This window comes from Cryobacterium sp. TMT2-10 (genome assembly GCF_004403075.1).
GTDB classification, from domain to species: domain Bacteria; phylum Actinomycetota; class Actinomycetes; order Actinomycetales; family Microbacteriaceae; genus Cryobacterium; species Cryobacterium shii.
On sequence record NZ_SOGW01000125.1, the window covers coordinates 49520 to 68847 of the forward strand.

A 19328-nucleotide genomic window follows, 5' to 3' on the forward strand; every position below is an offset into this window, starting at 1 on the left:
GGAGGTTCAGGATGTCAGGGGAACCAGCGGTCGGCTATCACGACCTGTGGCAGCGCAGCATCGACGCGGACACGCGCTCGGACTTCTGGCTGGAGGCCGCGCAGGCCATCGACTGGACGGCCCCGCCGCGCGTCGCCCTCGAGGAGCGCTCCCCCGGAACCTGGCGCTGGTTTCCCGACGGAGAGCTGAACACCAGCTACAACGCCCTCGACCGCCACGTCCTCGCCGGCCGCGGCGACCAGACCGCCGTCATCTACGACTCGGCGATGTCCGGCACCCGGGTGCGCCTCAGCTACCGGGAGCTGCTCGGCCGGGTCGAGCGTTTCGCCGGCGTGCTGCGCGCCAACGGCGTGGACCAGGGCGACCGGGTCATCATCTACCTGCCCATGATCCCGGAGGCGATCGTGGCCATGCTGGCCTGCGCCCGCATCGGCGCCATCCACTCCGTCGTCTTCGGCGGCTTCGCCGCCAGCGAGCTCGCCGTGCGGATCGACGACGCGCGCCCCACCGTGATCGTGACCGCCTCGGGCGGCCTGGAACCGGGTCGCGCGGTCGAATACCTGCCGCTGGTCGAGCGGGCGCTCGCCCGCAGCAAGGGCTCCGTGCGAACCGTGATCGTGCGCGACCGGGAGATGATCCCCGGCTGCGCGGCCGACTACTCCGGCAGGAGCGACGTGGCCTGGCTGGACTGGGCGCACGAGGAAACCGAGGCCACCCCCGTGGCGGCGGTCAGCCTGCGCTCCGAGGACCCGCTCTACGTCCTGTACACCTCCGGCACCACGGGCAACCCCAAGGGGATCATCCGCGACAACGGCGGCCACGCCGTGGCGCTGGCCTGGTCGATGGCGAACATCTACAACGTGAAGCCGGGCGACGTGTTCTGGGCCGCCTCCGACGTCGGCTGGGTGGTCGGCCACTCCTACATCGTCTATGCCCCGCTCCTGGTCGGCGCCACCACGGTCATCTTCGAGGGCAAACCGGTGGGCACGCCGGATGCCGGCGCGTTCTGGCGGGTCGTGGAGAACTACGCGGTCTCGGTGCTGTTCACGGCGCCCACGGCCATCCGCGCAATCCGCCGGGTGGACCCTGACCTGCTGGAGCTGGCGAAGCACGACGTGTCCAGCCTGCACGGGCTGTTCCTGGCCGGCGAGCGCCTCGACCCCGAAACCTACCACTGGGCCAACGACGGGCTGCACTGCCCGGTCGTCGACCACTGGTGGCAGACCGAGACCGGCTGGGCCATCTGCGCCAACCCGCGCGGCATCGCCGATATCCCCACCAAACCGGGCTCGGCCACCTTCCCGGTGCCCGGCTACGACGTCGTCATCCTCGACTCCAGGGGCAAGCCCGTCACGCGTCCCGGCAAGGAAGGCAACATCGCCATCCGTCTGCCGTTGCCGCCCGGCACACTGCTCGGGGTCTGGGGAAGCGAGGACCGCTTCGCCAGCTCCTACCTGTCGGCCTTCCCGGGTTTCTACGCGACCGGGGACTCCGGCCACTTCGATCAGGACGGCTACCTCTACGTGATGGGCCGCACCGACGACGTGATCAACGTGGCCGGGCACCGCCTGTCCACCGGCTCGCTGGAGGAGGTGCTGACCCTGCACCCCGCCGTCGCGGAGTGCGCGGTCCTGGGTGTGCACGACCCGCTCAAGGGGCAGCGCGCGGCCGGTTTCGTCACCCTCAAGGCCGGCGCGTCCATCGACCATGACACCCTCGTCCGGGAACTGATCGGGCTGGTCAGGGATCATGTCGGGCCGGTGGCCGCGTTCCGCGACGTGACCATCGTGGAACGGCTGCCCAAGACCAGGTCCGGCAAGATCCTGCGCAAGACCATCCGTCAGATCGTGGACGGGGAGCCGTACACGGTTCCGCCCACGATCGAAGATCCGACGGTTCTGGACGCGCTGAAACTGGCCGTCCACGGCACCGACCACGACGGTTGAGCCCCCACAAATCACCCACAGTTCACCACCGCACCACTCACAGCAATCACATCCCCTCACCCGGAGCAAAGGAGCCCGCATGACGGAATCACTGAAAGATGCACGTCCGGACGGAGCAGCATCCACCATCGACTACGTGGCCTATGAGAAGACGCCGCGTTTTCTGGAGCTGAAGAGGCAGCGCCGCAGGTTCGTCCTGCCGCTCGCCGCGTTCTTCTTCATCTGGTACTTCGTCTTCGTCCTCGTCGCGGCCTACCTGCCCGGCGTGATGGCGATCCCCGTCTTCGGGCGGTTCAACCTCGGGCTGGTGCTCGGCCTCGGCCAGTTCGTCACCACCTTCGGAATCACCATGTGGTACGTGTCGTACTCGAACCGTCGTCTCGACCCCCTCGGGGCCGAGCTGCGTGCCGAGCTTGAGGGGATGGACAAGAAATGATCGCACCCGGCATTCTGCAGTCCCTGCCGGGCCAGCTGGCCCAGGCAGTCAAACCGGTTGAGAACAACCCGGTGCTGAACATCTCGATCTTCCTCGCGTTCGTGGCGGTGACCCTGATCGTGGTGATCCGGGCCGGCCGCAATAACAAGACCGCGGCCGACTACTACACCGGTGGCCGCTCGTTCACCGGGCCGCAGAACGGTTTCGCCATCGCCGGCGACTACCTCTCCGCGGCCTCGTTCCTCGGCATCGTCGGGGCGATCGCCGTCAGCGGCTATGACGGCTTCCTGTACTCGATCGGCTTCCTCGTCGCCTGGCTCGTCGCCCTGCTGCTCGTCGCCGAGCTGATGCGCAACACCGGCAAGTACACCATGGCCGATGTGCTCTCCTTCCGGCTGAAGCAGGGCCCCGTGCGCGTGGCCGCGGCCACCACCACCCTCGCGGTCTGCTTCTTCTACCTCCTCGCCCAGATGGCCGGCGCCGGCGGCCTCGTGTCGCTGCTCCTCGGCATCAACGACAAGGTCGGCCAGTCGATCGTGGTCACTGTCGTCGGTGGCCTGATGATCATGTACGTGCTCATCGGCGGCATGACGGGCACCACCTGGGTGCAGATCATCAAGGCGTTCCTGCTGATCATCGGGGCCTTCGCGATGACCGTCTGGGTGCTCGCCCTGAACGGCTTCAACTTCTCCGCGCTGCTCGAGACGGCCGTCGCCGCGTCCGGGAGCACCCCCGCCGACGCCATCCTGGTGCCCGGACTGAAGTACGGCACCAACCCGCTGGACTTCGTCTCGCTCGCCGTCGCCCTCGTGCTCGGCACCGCCGGCCTGCCGCACGTGCTGATGCGCTTCTACACGGTTCCCTCGGCCAAGGAAGCCCGTCGCTCGGTCGTCTGGGCCATCTGGCTGATCGGCGCGTTCTACCTGTTCACGCTGGTGCTCGGCTTCGGTGCCGTCGCGCTCGTCGGAGCCGACACCATCCTGGCCGCTCCCGGCGGCGTGAACTCGGCCGCACCGCTGCTCTCGCTCGCACTCGGCGGACCGCTGCTGCTCGGCTTCATCTCGGCGATCGCCTTCGCGACGATCCTCGCGGTCGTCGCCGGCATCACGATCACCGCGGCGACCTCCTTCGCGCACGACATCTACATGAGCGTGATCAAGAAGGGCAAGGGCGACCCCGACAGCGAGGTCAAGGTGGCCCGCCGCACCGTCGTGGTGATCGGCATCCTCTCCATCGCCGGCGGAATCGGCGTGCAGGGGCAGAACATCGCCTTCCTGGTGGCCCTGGCGTTCGCCGTCGCGGCGAGCGCTAACCTGCCGACCATCCTGTACTCGCTGTTCTGGCGCGGTTTCACCACCCGTGGTGCGGTCTGGAGCATGTACGGCGGCCTCGCCGCCACCATGGTGCTGATCGTGTTCTCGCCGGTCTTCTCGGGCACCGAAACGTCCATGTTCGGCGCCGACGTCAACTTCGCCTGGTTCCCGCTGAGCAACCCGGGCATCGTCTCCATCCCGCTCGGGTTCTTCCTCGGCTGGCTCGGGTCGGTCACCTCGACGACCAGGGAAGACCCGCTGCTGGCCGCCGAGATGTCGGTCCGGTCCCTGACCGGGTTCGGCGCCGAGGAAGCCGTCGAGCACTAGGGAACAACCAACACCATCGCACCACCACTACTCCCCCTCGGCCGCCCCTCAGCCGGGGGGGAGTAGTGTCGTCCGCGGGCTAGAGGGCCAGGCCATTCGCCTGTGTCGAGCCCACGACAAAAATGGAGATCATTCCCTTGAAAGCTGCGCGCTTCTACGGCCAGAAAGACATCCGGATCGAGAACATCGAGGAACCGGAAACCCGCAGTGGAACGGTGAAGATCGCTGTCGCCTGGTGCGGCATCTGCGGCACCGACCTGCACGAGTACCTCGAGGGCCCGATCTTCATCTCCGCGCCGGGCCACCCGCATCCGCTCTCACACGAATCCCTGCCCGTCACGCTCGGCCATGAGTTCTCCGGAACCATCGAAGAGGTCGGCGACGGCGTCGAGGGCCTGAACGTCGGGGACAACGTGGTCGTGGAACCCTACTTCGTCTGCGACGAGTGCCCGCCCTGCAAGGCCGGCAACTACCACCTGTGCGAGAAGATGGGCTTCATCGGCCTCGCCGGGGGCGGCGGCGGCCTGAGCGAGAAGGTCGTCGTCGACCAGCGCTGGGTGCACCCGATCGGGGATATCCCCCTCGACGAGGCCGCCCTGATCGAGCCGCTCTCCGTCGCGCACCACGCCGTCGTCCGCAGCGGCGCGAAGTCCGGAGACGTCGCCATCGTCGGCGGCGCCGGACCCATCGGGCTGCTCACGGCCTCGATCCTCAAGGGCATCGGCGTGACCACGATCATCTCCGAGCTCAGTGCGGCCCGCAAGGAGAAGGCGATCTCCAGCGGCGTCGCCGACTATGTGATCGACCCGACCGTCGATGACCTCAAGGCCCGCGTCCTCGAGATCACCGGTGGCGTCGGCACGGATGTCGCGTTCGAGTGCGCGGGCGTCAACGCCGTGCTCGACGCCATGCTCGATGCCCTGCGTCCCGCCGGCGTGCTCGTCAACGTCTCCATCTGGGGGCACCCGGCCACCGTGGACATGCAGAAGATTGTGCTCAAGGAGATCGACCTGCGCGGCACGATCGCCTACGTACGCGACCACGAGGAGACCGTCAAGCTGGTGCAGTCCGGCACGATCGACCTGAGGCCGTTCATCACGGGCCGGATCGCCTTGGAGAACCTGGTCACCGAGGGCTTCGACACCCTGGTCAACCACAACGACACCGCGGTGAAGATCCTGGTTCACCCGTAGGTCGAAGCCATGCCCGCGTCAGTCTTTCGGCGTCAGCGGCCCTCTCGCGATTCGCGTGGGGGCCGCCTGGGCGACCGGCTTGATCACGATCAGGTCCAGATTGACGTGGGCGGGGCGCTCGACGCTCGACACGATCGTCTCCGCGATGTCCTCCGCGGTGAGCGGATTGGGCACGTTCGCGTAAGCCGCTGCGGCCTTCTCGGCGTCGCCGCGGAAACGCACCAGGCCGAATTCCTCGGTCTGCACCATGCCGGGGGCAACCTCGATCACCCGGATGGGCTCCCCGTTCAGTTCCAGGCGCAGCACCTCCATCAGGGCGTGCGCGGCGAACTTCGCCGCGTTGTAGCCCCCACCACCGAGGTAGGCAACATGACCGGCAATCGACGTGACCGTGACGATGTCGGCGCAACCGCCATCCATCCGGATCCCGTCCCGCAGCAGGGGCAGCAGCGCGCTTGTCACCCGTTTGACCGCGAGCACGTTGATCTCGAACATCCAGGCCCAGTCCTCGGTCCGCGAGTCCTCGACGCTGTCCAGGCCCATCGCGCCGCCCGCGTTGTTGACGAGCGCGTGCACCGGCCCCGACTCGGCCAGGTAGTCCCGCAGGGCGTCGACGTCGGCCTGGCGGGTGAGATCGGCCGTGAAGACGTCGGCACCGGTCTCGGCTTTCAGCTCGGCGAGGCGGTCGGCGCGCCGTGCGACCCCGACCACGGCCCAGCCCTGCTCGCGGAACCGGCGAACGGTCGCCGCCCCGATTCCGGAACTCGCACCGGTCACAACAACTCTCTTGGTAGCCATGGCTCTATTCTGGCGGGGGAAGAAGGACGATGAGTTCACAGGTAGCAGGAATGACCCAGGTCCGGAAGCGACGGGTGCCGCTCTGGGACAACGGGCGCTGGATCGCCATCACGCTGATGGTGATCGGCCACGCCATCCTGAAGCTCATCGGCGAGTCGAACGTCGCCTACGAGGTCTACCTCTTCATCTACGCGTTCCACGTTCCGCTCTTCGTCGCCGTCAGCGGGTACTTCGCCAGATCCAGCCCCCCGGGCACCCGCCAGCTGCACCGGCTGCTCACGGACATCGTGTTTCCGTACATCATCTTCGAGAGCATCTGGACGGTCATCCGCTGGCTGCTCGGCGGCGCCTTCGTGCCCGATTTCTCGACCGCGTCCTGGACCCTGTGGTTCCTGATCGCGCTGCTGATCTGGCGCCTGATGCTGCCGTTCCTGGTTCTGCTGCGCTACCCGCTCCTGATCAGCATCCTGATCTCGATCGGCTCCGGCTACCTGGAATCCATCGACGCCGGCTTCTCGATCTCCCGCACCCTGGGCCTGCTGCCCTTCTTCGTGTTCGGCTGGAAACTGCGCCAGTGGCAGCTCACCCCGATCTGGCTGGGCCTGGCCGCCGGGGCGGTGTGGCGGTGGCGGATCGGGGCCCTCACCCTGTTCACGGCGCTGTTCGGGGTGATCGTGATGAACATCGAGCTGCTGCGCACCCTGAAGGTGCGCCGGTTCCTGCTCTACAACGAGGCGTATCCGGTCTTCGGCTTCGACGAAATCTGGGCCGGCGGCATCCGTCTGGGCCTGATGCTGCTCGCGTTCGCCCTGATCGTCGCTTTCCTGCTGCTCGTGCCGCGGCGCACCACCTGGTTCAGCACGTTCGGGGCGGCCACCATGTACATCTACCTGCTGCACAGTTTCCTGCTGTTCCCGCTGCGCGAGTCCGGCGTGCTCGAGGGGCCGCAGCCGGCCTGGGTCCTGCCGGGGGTGATCCTGCTGAGCGTGCTGATCTCCATCGTGCTGTCGCACCCGGTCGTGAAGAAGGTGTTCCGGCCGCTGGTGGAGCCGCGTGCGCGCTGGATGTTCCGCAAGCACGCGTCGACCGACACCGGAACGATCGTGCTGCCGCACCTGGGGCCGTCGGGCACGATGCTCGAGTCGCCGGCGGCGCCGGATTCCGCGCCGGGCGATGCCCCGCCGGCGGCGGCCCGCTGAACGGCGTGTGACGCCGTGTTGCAGACCTCGTTGCCACGTCGCCGGCCGCCTGCCTAAACTCGCTGCCAGAGCGATGGACGGTCCACGCTCGTCGAGGATTATCAGGGAGACCACCTCATGAGCGACAACACTGCAGCCTGGAAGTTCGAAACGAAGCAGGTGCACTCCGGTGCTCAGCCCGACCCGACCACGAACGCGCGGGCCACCCCGATCTACCAGACCACCTCCTACGTCTTCAACAACGCCCAGCACGCGCAGAACCTGTTCGCGCTGGCCGAGTTCGGCAACATCTACACCCGCATCATGAACCCGACCCAGGCCGTGGTCGAAGAGCGCGTCGCCGCCCTCGAGGGTGGCACCGCCGCCCTCCTCCTCTCGTCCGGCCAGGCTGCTTCGACGTTCGCCGTGCTGAACATCGCCCAGGCCGGCGACCACATCGTGTCGTCGAGCTCGATCTACGGCGGAACCTACAACCTGTTCAAGTACACGCTGAAGAAGCTGGGCATCGAGACCACCTTCGTCGAGAACCAGGACGACGCCGAGGAATGGCGCCGCGCTGTGCGCCCGAACACCAAGCTGTTCTTCGCCGAGACCATCGGCAACCCGAAGATCAACGTGCTCGACATCCGGCTGGTGGCCGACGTGGCCCACGCCAACGGCGTGCCCCTCATCGTCGACAGCACGATCGCCACCCCGTACCTGATCCGCCCGTTCGAGCACGGCGCCGACATCGTCATCCACTCCGCGACCAAGTTCCTCGGCGGCCACGGCACGGTCATCGGCGGCATCATCGTCGACGGCGGCACGTTCGAATGGTCAAAGAACGTCGAGAAGTTCCCCGGCCTGACCGAGCCCGACCCGTCGTACCACGGCGTCAGCTACACCGGTGCCGTCGGCGACGGCATCGCGTACATCATCAAGGCGCGCGTGCAGTTGCTGCGCGACCTGGGCTCCGCGATCGCCCCGGCGAGCGCCTGGCAGCTGATCCAGGGCATCGAGACGCTCAGCCTGCGGATCGAACGCCACGTGCAGAACGCCCAGGACATCGCCGAGTGGCTCGAGAACCACCCGGACATCGCCTCGGTGAACTACGCCGGGCTCCCGTCGAGCCCCTGGTATGCCGCCGCGAACACCTACGCCCCGAAGGGCGTCGGCGCGGTGCTGTCCTTCGAGCTCAAGGGCGGCGTCGACGCGGGCCGCGCGTTGGTCGACAACCTCTCGCTGTTCAGCCACCTGGCCAACATCGGCGACGTGCGCTCGCTCGTCATCCACCCGGCGTCCACCACCCACGCCCAGCTCACCCCCGAGCAGCAGCTCACGGCCGGCGTGACGCCGGGCCTGGTGCGCCTGTCGGTCGGCATCGAGAACATCGCCGACCTGAAGGCCGACCTCGAGCTCGGCCTCGCGGCCGCCCGCGCGGTGGTGCAGGCGTCCCGCGCCAACGCCTGACCCTCTTCACCAATTCGACGGAGATTCTGCCCCCACGCGGGTGTTTCAGGCCATATTCGGTCTGATTGCGCAGAATCTCCGTCGAATTCGTTCGGGCGGGACCGGGACCGGTGCCGGCCGGGCGCGCGGGCGCGCCGGGCAGGAGTGGTGACGCCGGCATCCGCCGAGCAGGCGCGACAGGCCTGCGCGGTAACAATCACCCGGAGGTGCCGTTCAACCGGCAGAATAGGGGGCCTATGGATTGGCAATTCGCTGCAGACACGGTCCCCTCGAGCTTCGTCACGGAAGCCCAGGCTCGGTCGCTCCTCGGCAAACCCCCGGCAACGGGCGCCTGGCGCGACGGCGACCCCGTCGGCAACCGCCGGTTCCTCGACGTCGGGCCGCTCCACTTCGAGTCCGGCGGCAGCCTCGATGCCGTGCGCATCGCGTACGAATCCTGGGGGGAGCTGTCCCCCGCCGGCGACAATGCGGTGCTCGTGCTGCACGCCCTCACCGGCGACAGCCACCTGTCCGGGCCCTCCGGCGACGGCCACGCGACGAGCGGATGGTGGGGCGGCATCGTCGGGCCCGGCCTGGCGATCGACACGGACCGCTGGTTCGTGGTGGCCCCGAACATGCTCGGCGGCTGCCAGGGCAGCACCGGCCCGGCGTCCCTCTCGCCCGACGGCTCGGAGTGGGGCGCCCGCTTCCCGCATTTGACCATCCGTGACCAGGTCGCCGCCCAGGTCGCCTTCTCCGACCGGCTGGGGATCGACCGCTGGGCCGCGGTCATCGGCGGCTCCATGGGAGGGATGCACGCGCTCGAGTGGGCGATCGGGGCACCCTCGCGAGTGGCCCGGCTGGCGATCCTCGCCGCGCCCCCCGTGACGACCGCCGACCAGATCGGCCTGAACTCCGTACAGATGGAAGCGGTTCGCTGCGACCCCTGCTTCCGGTTCGGGGACTACTACGACGCCGCCGACGGCGACGGCCCGACCCGCGGCCTCGCACTGGCCCGACGGATGGCCCTGCTGAACTACCGCAGCCCGGAGGAGCTCAATCTGCGCTTCGAGCGGGGCTGGCAGAGCGAAATCAGCCCGATCGGCGCCGGCGGCCGCTTCGCCGTCGAGTCCTACCTGGACTTCCACGGCAACAAGTTCACCCGTCGCTTCGACGCGAACAGCTACCTCGTCCTGGTCGAGGCCATGAACTCGCACGACGTCGGCCGCGGCCGCGGCGGCGTCGCATCCGCTCTGTCGCTGATCACCGCACGAACAGTCGTCGTCGGCATCGACAGCGACCGGCTGTTCCCGGTCGAGGGCCAGCGCCTCATCGCGGCGCACCTGCCGGGGAACATCGACGGCACGGATGCCGTGGTCATCCGGTCCGATTACGGCCACGACGGGTTCCTGATCGAGAACGAGGCGGTCGGCGCCCAACTGTCCCGAGTCCTGACGGAGCCGGTTCCCCCGCACCGGGGTTGACAGAAGGCGGCTTCGGGGCGAGCGTGAATTCCACTCGACCGAGAGGACGCGCCATGAAACCCGGATTCGTCGTCATGCTGGTGTTCGGCACCATCCTCTCCCTGCTCGGGTTCTCCCTCGCCGTCGCCGGCACGGTGGGGGCTGCGGCCGGCAGCACCCGAGACGACAGCGGCTACTTCACCACCCCCGCCGCGCCGCTCTCCACCGAGGCGTACGCGCTGACGTCGCCCCGGATGGCGGTCGAGGGCGAGGGCGTCCCGTCGGATCTCGTCACCCTGCGGCTGCGGGCCTCCACCTCGAACGGGAACGACGTCTTCGTCGGCATCGCCCCGCAGGCGGACGTCGACCGGTACCTGGCCGGCGTGAACCACACCGAGGTCAGGACCGTGACCGGCAGTCCCTTCCGCGTCGGCTACCGGGACATCCCCGGCAACGCGGTGCCGGGCGCCCCGGGAGACCAGAGCTTCTGGACGGAATCCGCCGAGGGATCCGGGCCGCAGCAGATCACCTGGCGGCTCGACCCCGGAAACTGGGCGATCGTGGTGATGAACGCCGACGCGAGCCCCGGCGTCGACGTGGCCGTGCAGGCCGGCGCCCACCTCGGTTTCATTCGCTACCTCGGCCCGCTGGCCGTCGGCCTGCTGCTCCTCGGAGTGTCCCTCCTGGTGCTCGGACTGGTCCTGACCGTGTTCGGGGCCATCGGTCTGGGCCGGAACGGCCCGCCCCCGGCCGGAGGCGTCCCGGCGGCCGGCGCCGGACCTCCCGGAGCGGGGATCGCCGCAGGCCCCGCCACGAGTGACACGAGTGACACGAGTGACACGAGTGACACGAGACCGTACCCGGCCAGGCTGACCGGCACCCTCGATGAGGGCCTGTCCCGCTGGCTGTGGCTGGTCAAGTGGATCCTGGTCATCCCCCACGTCGTCGTGCTGTGGTTCTTCTGGTTCGGGTTCTTCGTGACCACCGTGGTCGCGGGGGTGGCCATCCTGTTCACGGGACGGTACCCGGTCAGCCTGTTCCGCTACAACGTGGGGGTGCTCCGCTGGAGCTGGCGGGTGGCTTTCTACTCCTACTCCGCGCTCGGCACGGACCGTTACCCGCCGTTCAGCCTGGAACCGGCGGCCGACTACCCGGCCGACCTTGAGATCGATTACCCGGAACACCTCTCGCACGGGCTCGTGCTGGTCAAGTCGTGGCTCCTGGCCATCCCGCACCTGCTGGTCGTCGCGGCGTTCACCGGCAGCGCCACGAGCTGGCAGTCCGGCGACTGGGGCCCAGGGGTCACGACCGGCACTCCGTCCCTGATCGGGGTGCTCGTGCTGATCGCCGCGGTGATCCTGCTTTTCACCGACCGGTACCGGCGTGGCCTGTTCGACCTGATCCTCGGCATCGACCGGTGGATCTTCCGGGTGTTCGCCTACACGGCGCTCTTCCGGGACGACTACCCGCCGTTCCGCCTGGACCAGGGTCCCGCCGAGCCTCCGTCCCGGAACGCCATGCCCCTGGCGAGCCCGCCGGCGACGCAGACGATGCCGCCACCGGCCTCGACCGCCCCCTGACCAACGATCGCTGAGAGAGCCGTGTCAGACCCGGAGCCCCGGTCCGGCCGGGAGAGCCCGCATTTCCTCCACTCCTGGCTGGTGTGGGTGAGCCTGGGTGAGAGCGTGGGCTTCCTCGCCCCAGCCCTGGCCCAGCTCGCCACGGCGTCGCTGCCCGCCGCCGCCCTGCCGAGCATGGTCGCCGCCGGGGCGGTGGAGGGCGCGGTCCTCGGCTGGTCGCAGACGCGGGTGCTCCGAAGCCGCATCCCCGCCGTGTCGAGGAGCAACTGGATCGGCGGCACGGCTGCAGCCGCGGCCTTCTCGTGGTTTCTCGGGCTGCAGGCCTCCGCCTCCGCCGACGTCTGGACGGCGTGGCCGGTGCCGCTGATCATCGTGGCGGCGGCCGCAACGGGCAGCCTCCTGCTGTGCTCGATCGGGCTCGCCCAGTGGCTGGAGTTGCGCCGCCATCTGCCGCACAGCGCACGCTGGATCGCGGCCAGCGCGGCGGCCTGGTGCGTGGGCCTGGCGGTGTTCTTCCTCGTCGCTCCTCCGCTGTGGCAGCCGGGACAGCCACCGGTTCTCACGCTGCTGATCGGGGTCTTCGCAGGCATCCTGATGGCCGGGAGCATGGCCCTGGTCACCGGTCTGGCCCTGGGCCGTCTCCTCGGCGCCCGGCGGCCGGCGACCGTGGGGCCCCGCGCGCCGGATCGGCCCGCTAGTGTGCTGTATAGAGTGCAACGAGGGGTAAGCCAGCCGCCATGCAACGAATCTTCAAGGAGCGCGACCGCCTGCTGCGCAGAGCCGCGCGCCTGACCGGCCTCGCCGGGGCAACCGCGGCTCTCCTGGTGATGCTGGTGCCCGGCGGGCTGAGCCTGACGGCCCTGTTCTGGTGCCTGCCGCTCCTGCTGGTGATGGTCTACTGCCTGTACCTGCTGGGCCGGAGCGGCCGGATGCGCTGGGTGGTGCTGATCGTGCTGGCGGGCGTCGGAATCATCCTGGCGGTCGGCCTGACCGGGACGCACCCGAGCGGGCTGAACCTGGTCGAGGAGACCGTGATCGGCTGTGTGGCGGCGTGCGCGATGAGCTCCGTCGCCCTGGTCCTCGTCGTCAGCTCGGCACGCCTGGTGGGGCTCCTGGCCGCGTTCGGCGTCACCCTCGCCGGCGTCCTCGCGGCCACCGGCGGCACGAAAGGGTCGCTCGTGCCGCTCGCCCTGACCACCAGCGGCTGGTTCTCGGTCGCCCTGGTCGGCTGGTGGGTCGCCCAGAGCGTTCCCCGCGTGATGGAGCGCATCGCCGCCATCGGCCGCGCCCACCTGGCGGAACGGCACGCCAGCGAGCTCGAAGCGCAGCGCCGACAGGATGCCCGGCTGCTGCATGACACCGTGCTCGCCACCCTCACCCTCCTCGCCCATTCCGGCGTCGGCGTCAGCCCGGCCGCCCTCCGCCTGCAGGCCGCAGACGACGCCCGACTCCTCCGCCAGTTGCGCCTCGGCGGCCTGCCCACTCCCCGCCGGTCCGGGGTCTACACGCTCGAACCGGCCACCGAGTCCACCCTCGGCAGCACCCTCGAATCCGTCAAGCAACGGTTCGGCCGGATGGGGCTCGACGTCGACTGGCACGGCAGCGGTCAGGTCCTCCTGCCCAGCGACGTCCTCGATTCCTTCCTCCTCGCCCTGGGCGAGTGCCTCGAGAACGTGCGCCGGCACGCGGGCGTCGCCCGGGCCGACGTGACGATCACGGATGACGACTCCACCGTTCGCGCCATGGTCACCGATGCCGGGGTCGGCTTCGACATCCGCGGGGTCAGCTCCGAGCGGCTCGGGTTCGCCGAATCCGTCGTGGCCCGGTTGCGAGATGTGGGCGGCAACGCCCGGCTGTTCTCCTCTCCGGGTTCGGGCACCACGGTCGTGCTGGAGGTTCCCAAGTGAGCAGACCGGGCATGGTGGATGCGCTGCGCCGGGACATCCGTGCGGCCGCGCGGTTGAAGGGCGCCGACAAGCTCGCGGACCAGGAACGCCAGGACCGGGGCCGCAGTTTCCGACGCCCCGAGCGCACGGTCAAAACCACCCGCGCGAACCAGAGCGGCCTCGGCGGCCGCCACCTGGGCATCGGGTTGTCGCTCAGCGGCGGCTTCATCGCCCTGTTCCTGTTCTGGCGGTTCGCCTTCCAGTGGTTCGCCTACGAGACCCCGACTCCCAGCCTGGTCGCCTGGTCCCTGCTGATGGCGACGACGGGGCTGGTCCTCGTCACGGTGCAGCGATTGTCGGCGCGGATGCCGGACTGGCTCTTCGCCACCGCGCTCGGCAGCGGCGCCGTCGTGGTGACCCTCGACCTGGTCGGGGCGGCGACCGGACCGAACGTGTACCCCACGGCGGCCGCCGCCGTCGGCACCCTGCTCATCTCCCTGGTCACGGTCCGGCGTGGCCGGGACGTCGTCACGGCCGCGATCGTGCTCGGCCTGCTGCTCCTGACCGGGGCGTTCGCCGAGACCCAGATCGACCCGTTCACCGTCGCCCCGGAGTTCCTGACGATCGCCCTGGCGGTCCTGCCGCCGCTGCTGGGCGTCGCGGTGGTGCGCTCGTTCCGCCGCATGGCCCAGCGCGAACTCGACCTGGTACTGGTGCAGAGCACCGTGTCCCAGCCGCAGTTCGCCCTGGGCATGCTCGCCTCCGAGGCCCTGGCCCGGATCGACCTCGACGCGGAAACACTGCTGGACGATGTCGCGAAGGGGCGCACGGCGCTGCCGCTCAGCCCGGCGAAATCGACCACCGCGGCTTCCCTGGCCACACAGCTCCGGCTCCACCTGATCCGCGGCCGCCGGGAGACCTGGCTGCACCACGCGATCACCGAATCCGAGTTCCTCGGCCCGTCGGTGAGCCTGAACGACCCGGCCGGCCTGGCCGGGATGCTCGACCCGGCACAGCGCGACGCCCTGCTCCGCACGATCTGGCTGCTGATCAGCGATACGCACCGGTCTGAGGCATCCGTGTCGCTTTCCCTCGGACCGATCCGGCCCGCTCACGGCCTCACCGCGGGTCAGAAGTTACGATTTCCGATCGAATTGACCACCGAGGGTGTGCCACGGCGTCGGGTAGACCCGGAGACGTGGCAAGCTATCCGTGTGGTAGGCCCTCACGTCGATTCCAGCCGAGACGGAAGTCTGTGCGTGGAGATCGAGTGCAGTGTCGACAATCCCGCGGATGCTTAGTGTCTGTGAATCGGGGGTAGCAGCATGAGGAGGCAGAAGTGACGAACACGAGCACCATGACCAGTGCGGTACCGAGCAAGGAAAACCCGATCCGGCTGGCCCTCGTCGACGACCACCGGATGCTGCTGGGCGCACTCACGGAATGGATCCGGGGCGCAGCGGACGACATCAGCATGGTCGCCGCGGTCACCACCTGGCCCGAACTGCTGACCCACCCGGAGTTCCCGGTCGACGTCGTGCTCCTCGATCTGGACCTCAAAGACAACATCCCGGTGTCGCTGAAGATCTCGACGCTCAAGACGGCCGGCGTCAAGACCGTTCTGATGAGCACCTACTCCGAGGCCGGACTCGTGCGCGAAGCCCTCGCCGCCGGCGCCCTCGGCTACCTTGTGAAGAGCGAGGAGGCGACCATGATCGTCGAGGCGATCCGGGCCGCGTACGACGGCGAATCCTTCATCTCGGCCGAACTGGACGAAGCGCTGAGCAACGGAGCCAACGGCTCACCCCGGCTCAGCGCTCAGGAGCGCCGGGTGATGGCGCTCTACGGCGCGGGCGAGCCGGTCAAGGCCGTCGCGCACCAGCTCGGCATCTCCGAGGAGACCGCCAAGTCCTACCTCAAGCGCATCCGCGAGAAGTACCGCCTCGCGGGCTTCGACGTGGGTACCAAGGTGGCGCTGCGCAAGCAGGCAATCCACGACGGCATCCTGCTCCAGGGCGACTAACACCCGCCCTGCCGCCGATGCCCGGCCCGGCAGGCGTGGGCCGAGCATCCGTCGGCCGTTGAACCAATTCGACGGAGATTCTGCTCTAAGAACGCTCTTTCGGCCTGTTTGGCACCGTTTGGGGCAAAATCTCCGTCGAATTCGCTCGGGGCGGGGGCGATAAGCGGGCTCCGTCGAGGGGCTGCGGGCTGCACCTGCGGGCTGCGGGGCTGCGGGTTTGCGGGTTTGCGGGTTTGCGGGGCTGCGGGTGTCTGCGGGCCGGGGGTCAGGGGGCCGGGGGTCAGGGGGCCGGGGGTCAGGGGGCCGGGTGTCTGCGGGCCGGGGGTCAGGGGGCCGGGTGTCTGCGGGCCGGGGGTCAGGGGGCCGGGTGTCTGCGGGCCGGGGGTCAGGGGGCCGGGGGTCAGGGGGCCGGGACCACGGCGATCGCCTCGGTCCCGTACGGCAGCAGCACGCCGTTGCGGCGCCGCGTGCGGTCCAGCAGGAACGAGGCCACGGTGAGCAGCAGCCCGATCACGCTCAGGCCCAACCCGATCCAGACCGGGGCGACGTAGCCGAACCCGGCTGCGACGGCGAGGCCGCCGAGGAACGCGCCCAGGGCGTTGCCGACGTTCAGCGCCGAGTGGTTGAGCGCCGCGGCGATCGACTGGCTGTCGTGGGAGACGTCCATCAGCCGGGTCTGGATCGCCGGCGAGAGACCGGACGCCGCGGCTCCCACGAAGAACACTCCGAGCAGCAGACCGGGCAGGTGCTGGGCCGACAGCGCGAGTCCGGCCAGGGCCAGCAGCATCAGCACGAAGAACGCGTACATCGTGCGGCGCACGCTCCGGTCGGCCAAGACACCGCCGACGAGGTTGCCGATCGTCATGCCCACGCCGATCACGACGAGCACGAGCGGCACCGCCCCGGCGCCGAGCCCGGTGACCTCCATCACCAGCGGGGCCACATAGGTGTACACGGCGAAGAGCCCGCCGAAACCGATCGCTCCGATCGACAGGGCGAACCAGACCTGCAGCCGGCCGAATGCCCGCAGCTCGCTCCGCATGGTCGCGTGGGGATTGCCGGCCTGCAGGGGCACGAGCAGGGCCACCGCCACGAAGGTGGCGGCGAAGATAGCCGCCACGACCAGGTAGGCCGCCCGCCAGCCGGCGGTCTGGCCGAGCCAGGTGATGCTGGGAACGCCGATGATGTTCGCGATGGTCAGCCCGCTGAGCACGAGGGCGACCCCGCGGGCGCGCTTGCCGGGGCCCATCAGGTCCGCGGCGACGAGCGAAGCGATCCCGAAGTAGGCGCCGTGCGGGAGCGCGGCGACGAACCGCGCCGCCAGCACCAGTCCGAAGGTCGGCAACAGCGCCGACGCGACCGTGCTCAGGGTGAAGGCGGCCAGCAGTCCCAGGAGCAGCTGCTTGCGCGGCCACCGCGCGGCCGCGGCGGCGATCGTCGGGGCCCCGACGACCACGCCGAGGGCGTAGGCGGAGATGAGCCAGCCTGCCTGCGCGTTCGCGGCATCCGGTGACGCGCCGTAGAGCGCCGGAAGCAGGTCCCTGGCCAGGTTCGGCAGCAGGCCCATGGCCACGAATTCCGTCGAGCCGATGCCGAACCCGCCGAGGGCGAGGGCGAGCAGGGCGAAACGGATGCGGGTCGGGGACAAGGTCACCGGCCCGTTGGTGGGTGCGCGCATCCCTCCAGCCTAAGGGGCGTGCCACCCCCGACGGGCTCCCTCGACGGCTCGGCGCTACGGGGCGGAGGTCGCGGCCGGCGGCGGGGTGGCGGCCGCCAGGGCCCTCTCGAGGCGCTCGACCTTGCCGGTCAGCTCCCCGGTGCGCCCGCCACGGATGTCCGCCTTGAGCACCAGGGACACCCGCGGCCCCCACGCGGCGACGGCCTCGGTGGCCGCCTTGATCACCGCGAACACCTCGTCCCAGTCGCCCTCGATCGTGGTGAACATGGAGTCGGTGTGGTTCGGCAGGCCGGAGTCGCGCACGATGCGCACGGCCGCGGCGACCGCGTCGTGCACGGACCCCTCCCCGTCGCCGTCGCTGGAGCCGGAGTCGCTGGAGCCGGACGGGGCGACGGAAAATGCAACCAGCATGGTTACTCCTTCAGATTCGGGGTGGGAGGGACGAGATCGTGCTCCGGATGCTCGGACCGAGCCCCGGACGCGTGGACCTCCCGCACGGCCCAGCCGAGCAGGATCACCTCGAGCAGGTTGCGCAGGCTGAGCACCAGGACCAGGAGCGGATCGGCCACGATCAGCCAGTCATACAGGTGAGGGTAGACGAGTTGGGTCAGGGCCGCGACCGCGAGGGCCAGCACTGCCGGCAGCCGCCAGGCGCGCCCGCGCAGCACGAGCCCCAGGATCACGGGTGCGGCGAGCCAGGCCGTGAACTGCGGCGAGCCGACCTTGTTGACCAGGATCAGCGTCAGCACCAGCGCCAGCACGAGCGGCGGGAAGAGCCGGGGCCAGGACGCCCCGGCCTCGTTGGCCTGCCAGCCCAGCAGCAGCACCGCCGCGATGCAGGCCAGCAGCAGCGGGGTCATCACGGCGATCGCGACCTGGGTGCCGGTGCCGATCACCTGGTAGGTCAGGATCTGCTGGTCGTAGTAGATGTAGTTGCCCGGGATCTTGAGCGCGGCCTGCCACATCCAGAGCCCGGCGACGGGCGACTCGATCTGGATTCCCCGGTTCGTCTGCTCGCTGACGAAACTGAACACGTTCAGGCCGCTGCCGAGGAACAGGGCGATCACGACGATGCCCAGACTGGTCCCCGCCGCGGCGGCCGCCACCGGCCACCGCTTCCTGGAGACCAGGAACAGCGCCGCGATCACGGCGGCCGGCCAGATCTTGATCCAGGCGGCGAGCGTCAGCAGCATCGTGCCCCAGACCGGGCGGGACCGCAGCACGAGCACGGCGAGGATGGCCAGCGGCACCGTGATCGCGTCGATCCGCCCCACGGCAATGGGGCCGAGGAGCAGCAGGAAGCCCAGCCACCAAGCGGCCGCGAGCCGGGCCCGGGGGTCGCGGCCGGGGCCGAGCAGCACGGCGAAGGCCACCGCGTCGAGCAGTGTGACGAGGCCGAGCCAGGTGAGGGAGTACAGCCCGGGGCCAAAGGCGAGGGCGGCGAGCATCGGCAGGATCGCGAGGATCGGGTAGACGAACGGGGCGCTGATCCCGACGACGCCGCCGCCGGTGACCGCGTCGGTCGCCCAGCCGAGGTAGGACCGCTCCACATCGCCGAGCGGCCAGCCGGTCGACGCGAAGCAGAGCCAGGCCAGCGCGGCGTGCACGGCCGCGAAACCGGCCCACAGCAGCGCCGGCCGCACCCAGCCGCGGGGGTGCGCCGTGGCATCCGTCGCGGCGGCAGCGGTCGGTCCTGGGGTGGATTCGGGCACCCTCCACTGTCCCACACCGCCGAGGCCGGAGCGCGGTGTCCGGCGCCGAACCAATTCGACGGAGATCTTCCCGTAAAACGGCGATTGCGGGCTGTTTGTGGCCGATTCGGGCAAAATCTCCGTCGAATTCGTCAGGGAACCGCGGGCGGGGGGGGCGGGGGGTGGACTCGGGGGGAGACTAGGCGGGCGGACTAGTACTACAGTCGCGTTTATTTTTGGCTGTATCGGCGTTTTAATCGGACTTTTGGGCTCTCCTGCTGCATCTGTGGGTCTTTCGGAGCGCCTTAACGGCCGCACGCCGCTTCCTGTCTAGGTTTCTGACTGTCAAGGAAAGAAACTTAGTGCG

General features: G+C 69.4%; 16 protein-coding genes. 12 read left to right on the plus strand and 4 right to left on the minus strand.

Annotated elements, in window-relative coordinates:
- Positions 1-11: 11 nt before the first annotated feature.
- The 4 genes from E3T37_RS15520 to E3T37_RS15535 all read left to right on the plus strand — a co-directional run bounded on the left by E3T37_RS15520 (position 12) and on the right by E3T37_RS15535 (position 5215).
- Positions 12-1946: an AMP-binding protein gene (locus tag E3T37_RS15520; RefSeq protein ID WP_134368174.1), complete on the plus strand. Its 1935-nt coding sequence runs from the start codon at positions 12-14 to the stop codon at positions 1944-1946.
- A gap of 79 nt (positions 1947-2025) precedes the next feature.
- Positions 2026-2382, plus strand: coding sequence for a DUF485 domain-containing protein (locus E3T37_RS15525; RefSeq protein WP_134368175.1), 357 nt, complete (start codon positions 2026-2028; stop codon positions 2380-2382).
- On the plus strand, positions 2379-4022 hold the full coding sequence (locus tag E3T37_RS15530) for a cation acetate symporter (protein WP_134368176.1): 1644 nt from the start codon (positions 2379-2381) through the stop codon (positions 4020-4022). Before E3T37_RS15525 ends, E3T37_RS15530 begins: the two co-directional genes overlap by 4 nt.
- 137 nt (positions 4023-4159) lie before the next feature.
- Positions 4160-5215 (plus strand): 2,3-butanediol dehydrogenase, encoded by a 1056-nt coding sequence (locus tag E3T37_RS15535; RefSeq protein WP_134368192.1) that lies wholly within the window; start codon positions 4160-4162, stop codon positions 5213-5215.
- An 18-nt stretch (positions 5216-5233) separates the two neighbouring features.
- Here E3T37_RS15535 and E3T37_RS15540 read toward each other — a convergent pair whose 3' ends face one another.
- Positions 5234-6013 (minus strand): SDR family oxidoreductase, encoded by a 780-nt coding sequence (locus tag E3T37_RS15540; RefSeq protein ID WP_134368177.1) that lies wholly within the window; start codon positions 6011-6013, stop codon positions 5234-5236.
- A gap of 50 nt (positions 6014-6063) precedes the next feature.
- On the opposite strand from E3T37_RS15540, the gene E3T37_RS15545 reads away from it, so the two are divergent.
- The 8 genes from E3T37_RS15545 to E3T37_RS15580 all read left to right on the plus strand — a co-directional run bounded on the left by E3T37_RS15545 (position 6064) and on the right by E3T37_RS15580 (position 15592).
- Entirely contained in the window at positions 6064-7212 is a 1149-nt protein-coding gene (locus tag E3T37_RS15545) for an acyltransferase family protein (protein ID WP_241975857.1), read from the plus strand.
- A gap of 117 nt (positions 7213-7329) precedes the next feature.
- Positions 7330-8661: a bifunctional o-acetylhomoserine/o-acetylserine sulfhydrylase gene (locus E3T37_RS15550; RefSeq protein ID WP_134368179.1), complete on the plus strand. Its 1332-nt coding sequence runs from the start codon at positions 7330-7332 to the stop codon at positions 8659-8661.
- Positions 8662-8897: 236 nt separating this feature from the next.
- A complete protein-coding gene (locus E3T37_RS15555) occupies positions 8898-10124 on the plus strand; it encodes a homoserine O-acetyltransferase (RefSeq protein ID WP_134368180.1) in 1227 nt (408 codons plus the stop codon).
- A gap of 53 nt (positions 10125-10177) precedes the next feature.
- Positions 10178-11683: a DUF4389 domain-containing protein gene (locus E3T37_RS15560; RefSeq protein WP_134368181.1), complete on the plus strand. Its 1506-nt coding sequence runs from the start codon at positions 10178-10180 to the stop codon at positions 11681-11683.
- 21 nt (positions 11684-11704) lie between these two features.
- Positions 11705-12475 (plus strand): hypothetical protein, encoded by a 771-nt coding sequence (locus tag E3T37_RS15565; protein WP_174776169.1) that lies wholly within the window; start codon positions 11705-11707, stop codon positions 12473-12475.
- On the plus strand, positions 12421-13590 hold the full coding sequence (locus tag E3T37_RS15570) for a sensor histidine kinase (protein WP_134368182.1): 1170 nt from the start codon (positions 12421-12423) through the stop codon (positions 13588-13590). The genes E3T37_RS15565 and E3T37_RS15570 overlap by 55 nt, the downstream gene beginning before the upstream one ends.
- Positions 13587-14870, plus strand: a complete 1284-nt coding sequence (locus tag E3T37_RS15575; RefSeq protein ID WP_134368183.1) for a hypothetical protein — start codon at positions 13587-13589, stop codon at positions 14868-14870. The genes E3T37_RS15570 and E3T37_RS15575 overlap by 4 nt, the downstream gene beginning before the upstream one ends.
- A 56-nt stretch (positions 14871-14926) precedes the next feature.
- Positions 14927-15592, plus strand: a complete 666-nt coding sequence (locus E3T37_RS15580) for a response regulator transcription factor (RefSeq protein WP_134368193.1) — start codon at positions 14927-14929, stop codon at positions 15590-15592.
- A gap of 400 nt (positions 15593-15992) precedes the next feature.
- Here the strand turns inward: E3T37_RS15580 and E3T37_RS15590 are convergent, their stop codons facing one another.
- Genes E3T37_RS15590 through E3T37_RS15600 form a run of 3 tightly spaced genes read right to left on the minus strand, consistent with a single transcriptional unit; the run spans position 15993 to position 18982 of the window.
- Positions 15993-17270: an MFS transporter gene (locus tag E3T37_RS15590; RefSeq protein ID WP_134368184.1), complete on the minus strand. Its 1278-nt coding sequence runs from the start codon at positions 17268-17270 to the stop codon at positions 15993-15995.
- Between the two features lie 54 nt (positions 17271-17324).
- Positions 17325-17681 carry a thiamine-binding protein gene (locus tag E3T37_RS15595; RefSeq protein ID WP_134368185.1) on the minus strand — a complete coding sequence of 119 codons (357 nt, stop codon included), beginning with the start codon at positions 17679-17681 and terminating at the stop codon, positions 17325-17327.
- A 2-nt stretch (positions 17682-17683) separates the two neighbouring features.
- Positions 17684-18982, minus strand: a complete 1299-nt coding sequence (locus E3T37_RS15600) for a glycosyltransferase family 87 protein (protein WP_160141118.1) — start codon at positions 18980-18982, stop codon at positions 17684-17686.
- Positions 18983-19328: the final 346 nt, after the last annotated feature.

Coding starts and splice junctions, on each gene's coding strand:
- E3T37_RS15555 (WP_134368180.1), top strand. CDS start 8,898: ATGGATTGGCAATTCGCTGCAGACACGGTCCCCTCGAGCTTCGTCACG.
- E3T37_RS15570 (WP_134368182.1), top strand. CDS start 12,421: ATGCAACGAATCTTCAAGGAGCGCGACCGCCTGCTGCGCAGAGCCGCG.
- E3T37_RS15595 (WP_134368185.1), bottom strand. CDS start 17,681: ATGCTGGTTGCATTTTCCGTCGCCCCGTCCGGCTCCAGCGACTCCGGC.
- E3T37_RS15545 (WP_241975857.1), top strand. CDS start 6,064: ATGACCCAGGTCCGGAAGCGACGGGTGCCGCTCTGGGACAACGGGCGC.
- E3T37_RS15540 (WP_134368177.1), bottom strand. CDS start 6,013: ATGGCTACCAAGAGAGTTGTTGTGACCGGTGCGAGTTCCGGAATCGGG.
- E3T37_RS15560 (WP_134368181.1), top strand. CDS start 10,178: ATGAAACCCGGATTCGTCGTCATGCTGGTGTTCGGCACCATCCTCTCC.
- E3T37_RS15520 (WP_134368174.1), top strand. CDS start 12: ATGTCAGGGGAACCAGCGGTCGGCTATCACGACCTGTGGCAGCGCAGC.
- E3T37_RS15580 (WP_134368193.1), top strand. CDS start 14,927: ATGACCAGTGCGGTACCGAGCAAGGAAAACCCGATCCGGCTGGCCCTC.
- E3T37_RS15525 (WP_134368175.1), top strand. CDS start 2,026: ATGACGGAATCACTGAAAGATGCACGTCCGGACGGAGCAGCATCCACC.
- E3T37_RS15550 (WP_134368179.1), top strand. CDS start 7,330: ATGAGCGACAACACTGCAGCCTGGAAGTTCGAAACGAAGCAGGTGCAC.
- E3T37_RS15530 (WP_134368176.1), top strand. CDS start 2,379: ATGATCGCACCCGGCATTCTGCAGTCCCTGCCGGGCCAGCTGGCCCAG.
- E3T37_RS15590 (WP_134368184.1), bottom strand. CDS start 17,270: ATGCGCGCACCCACCAACGGGCCGGTGACCTTGTCCCCGACCCGCATC.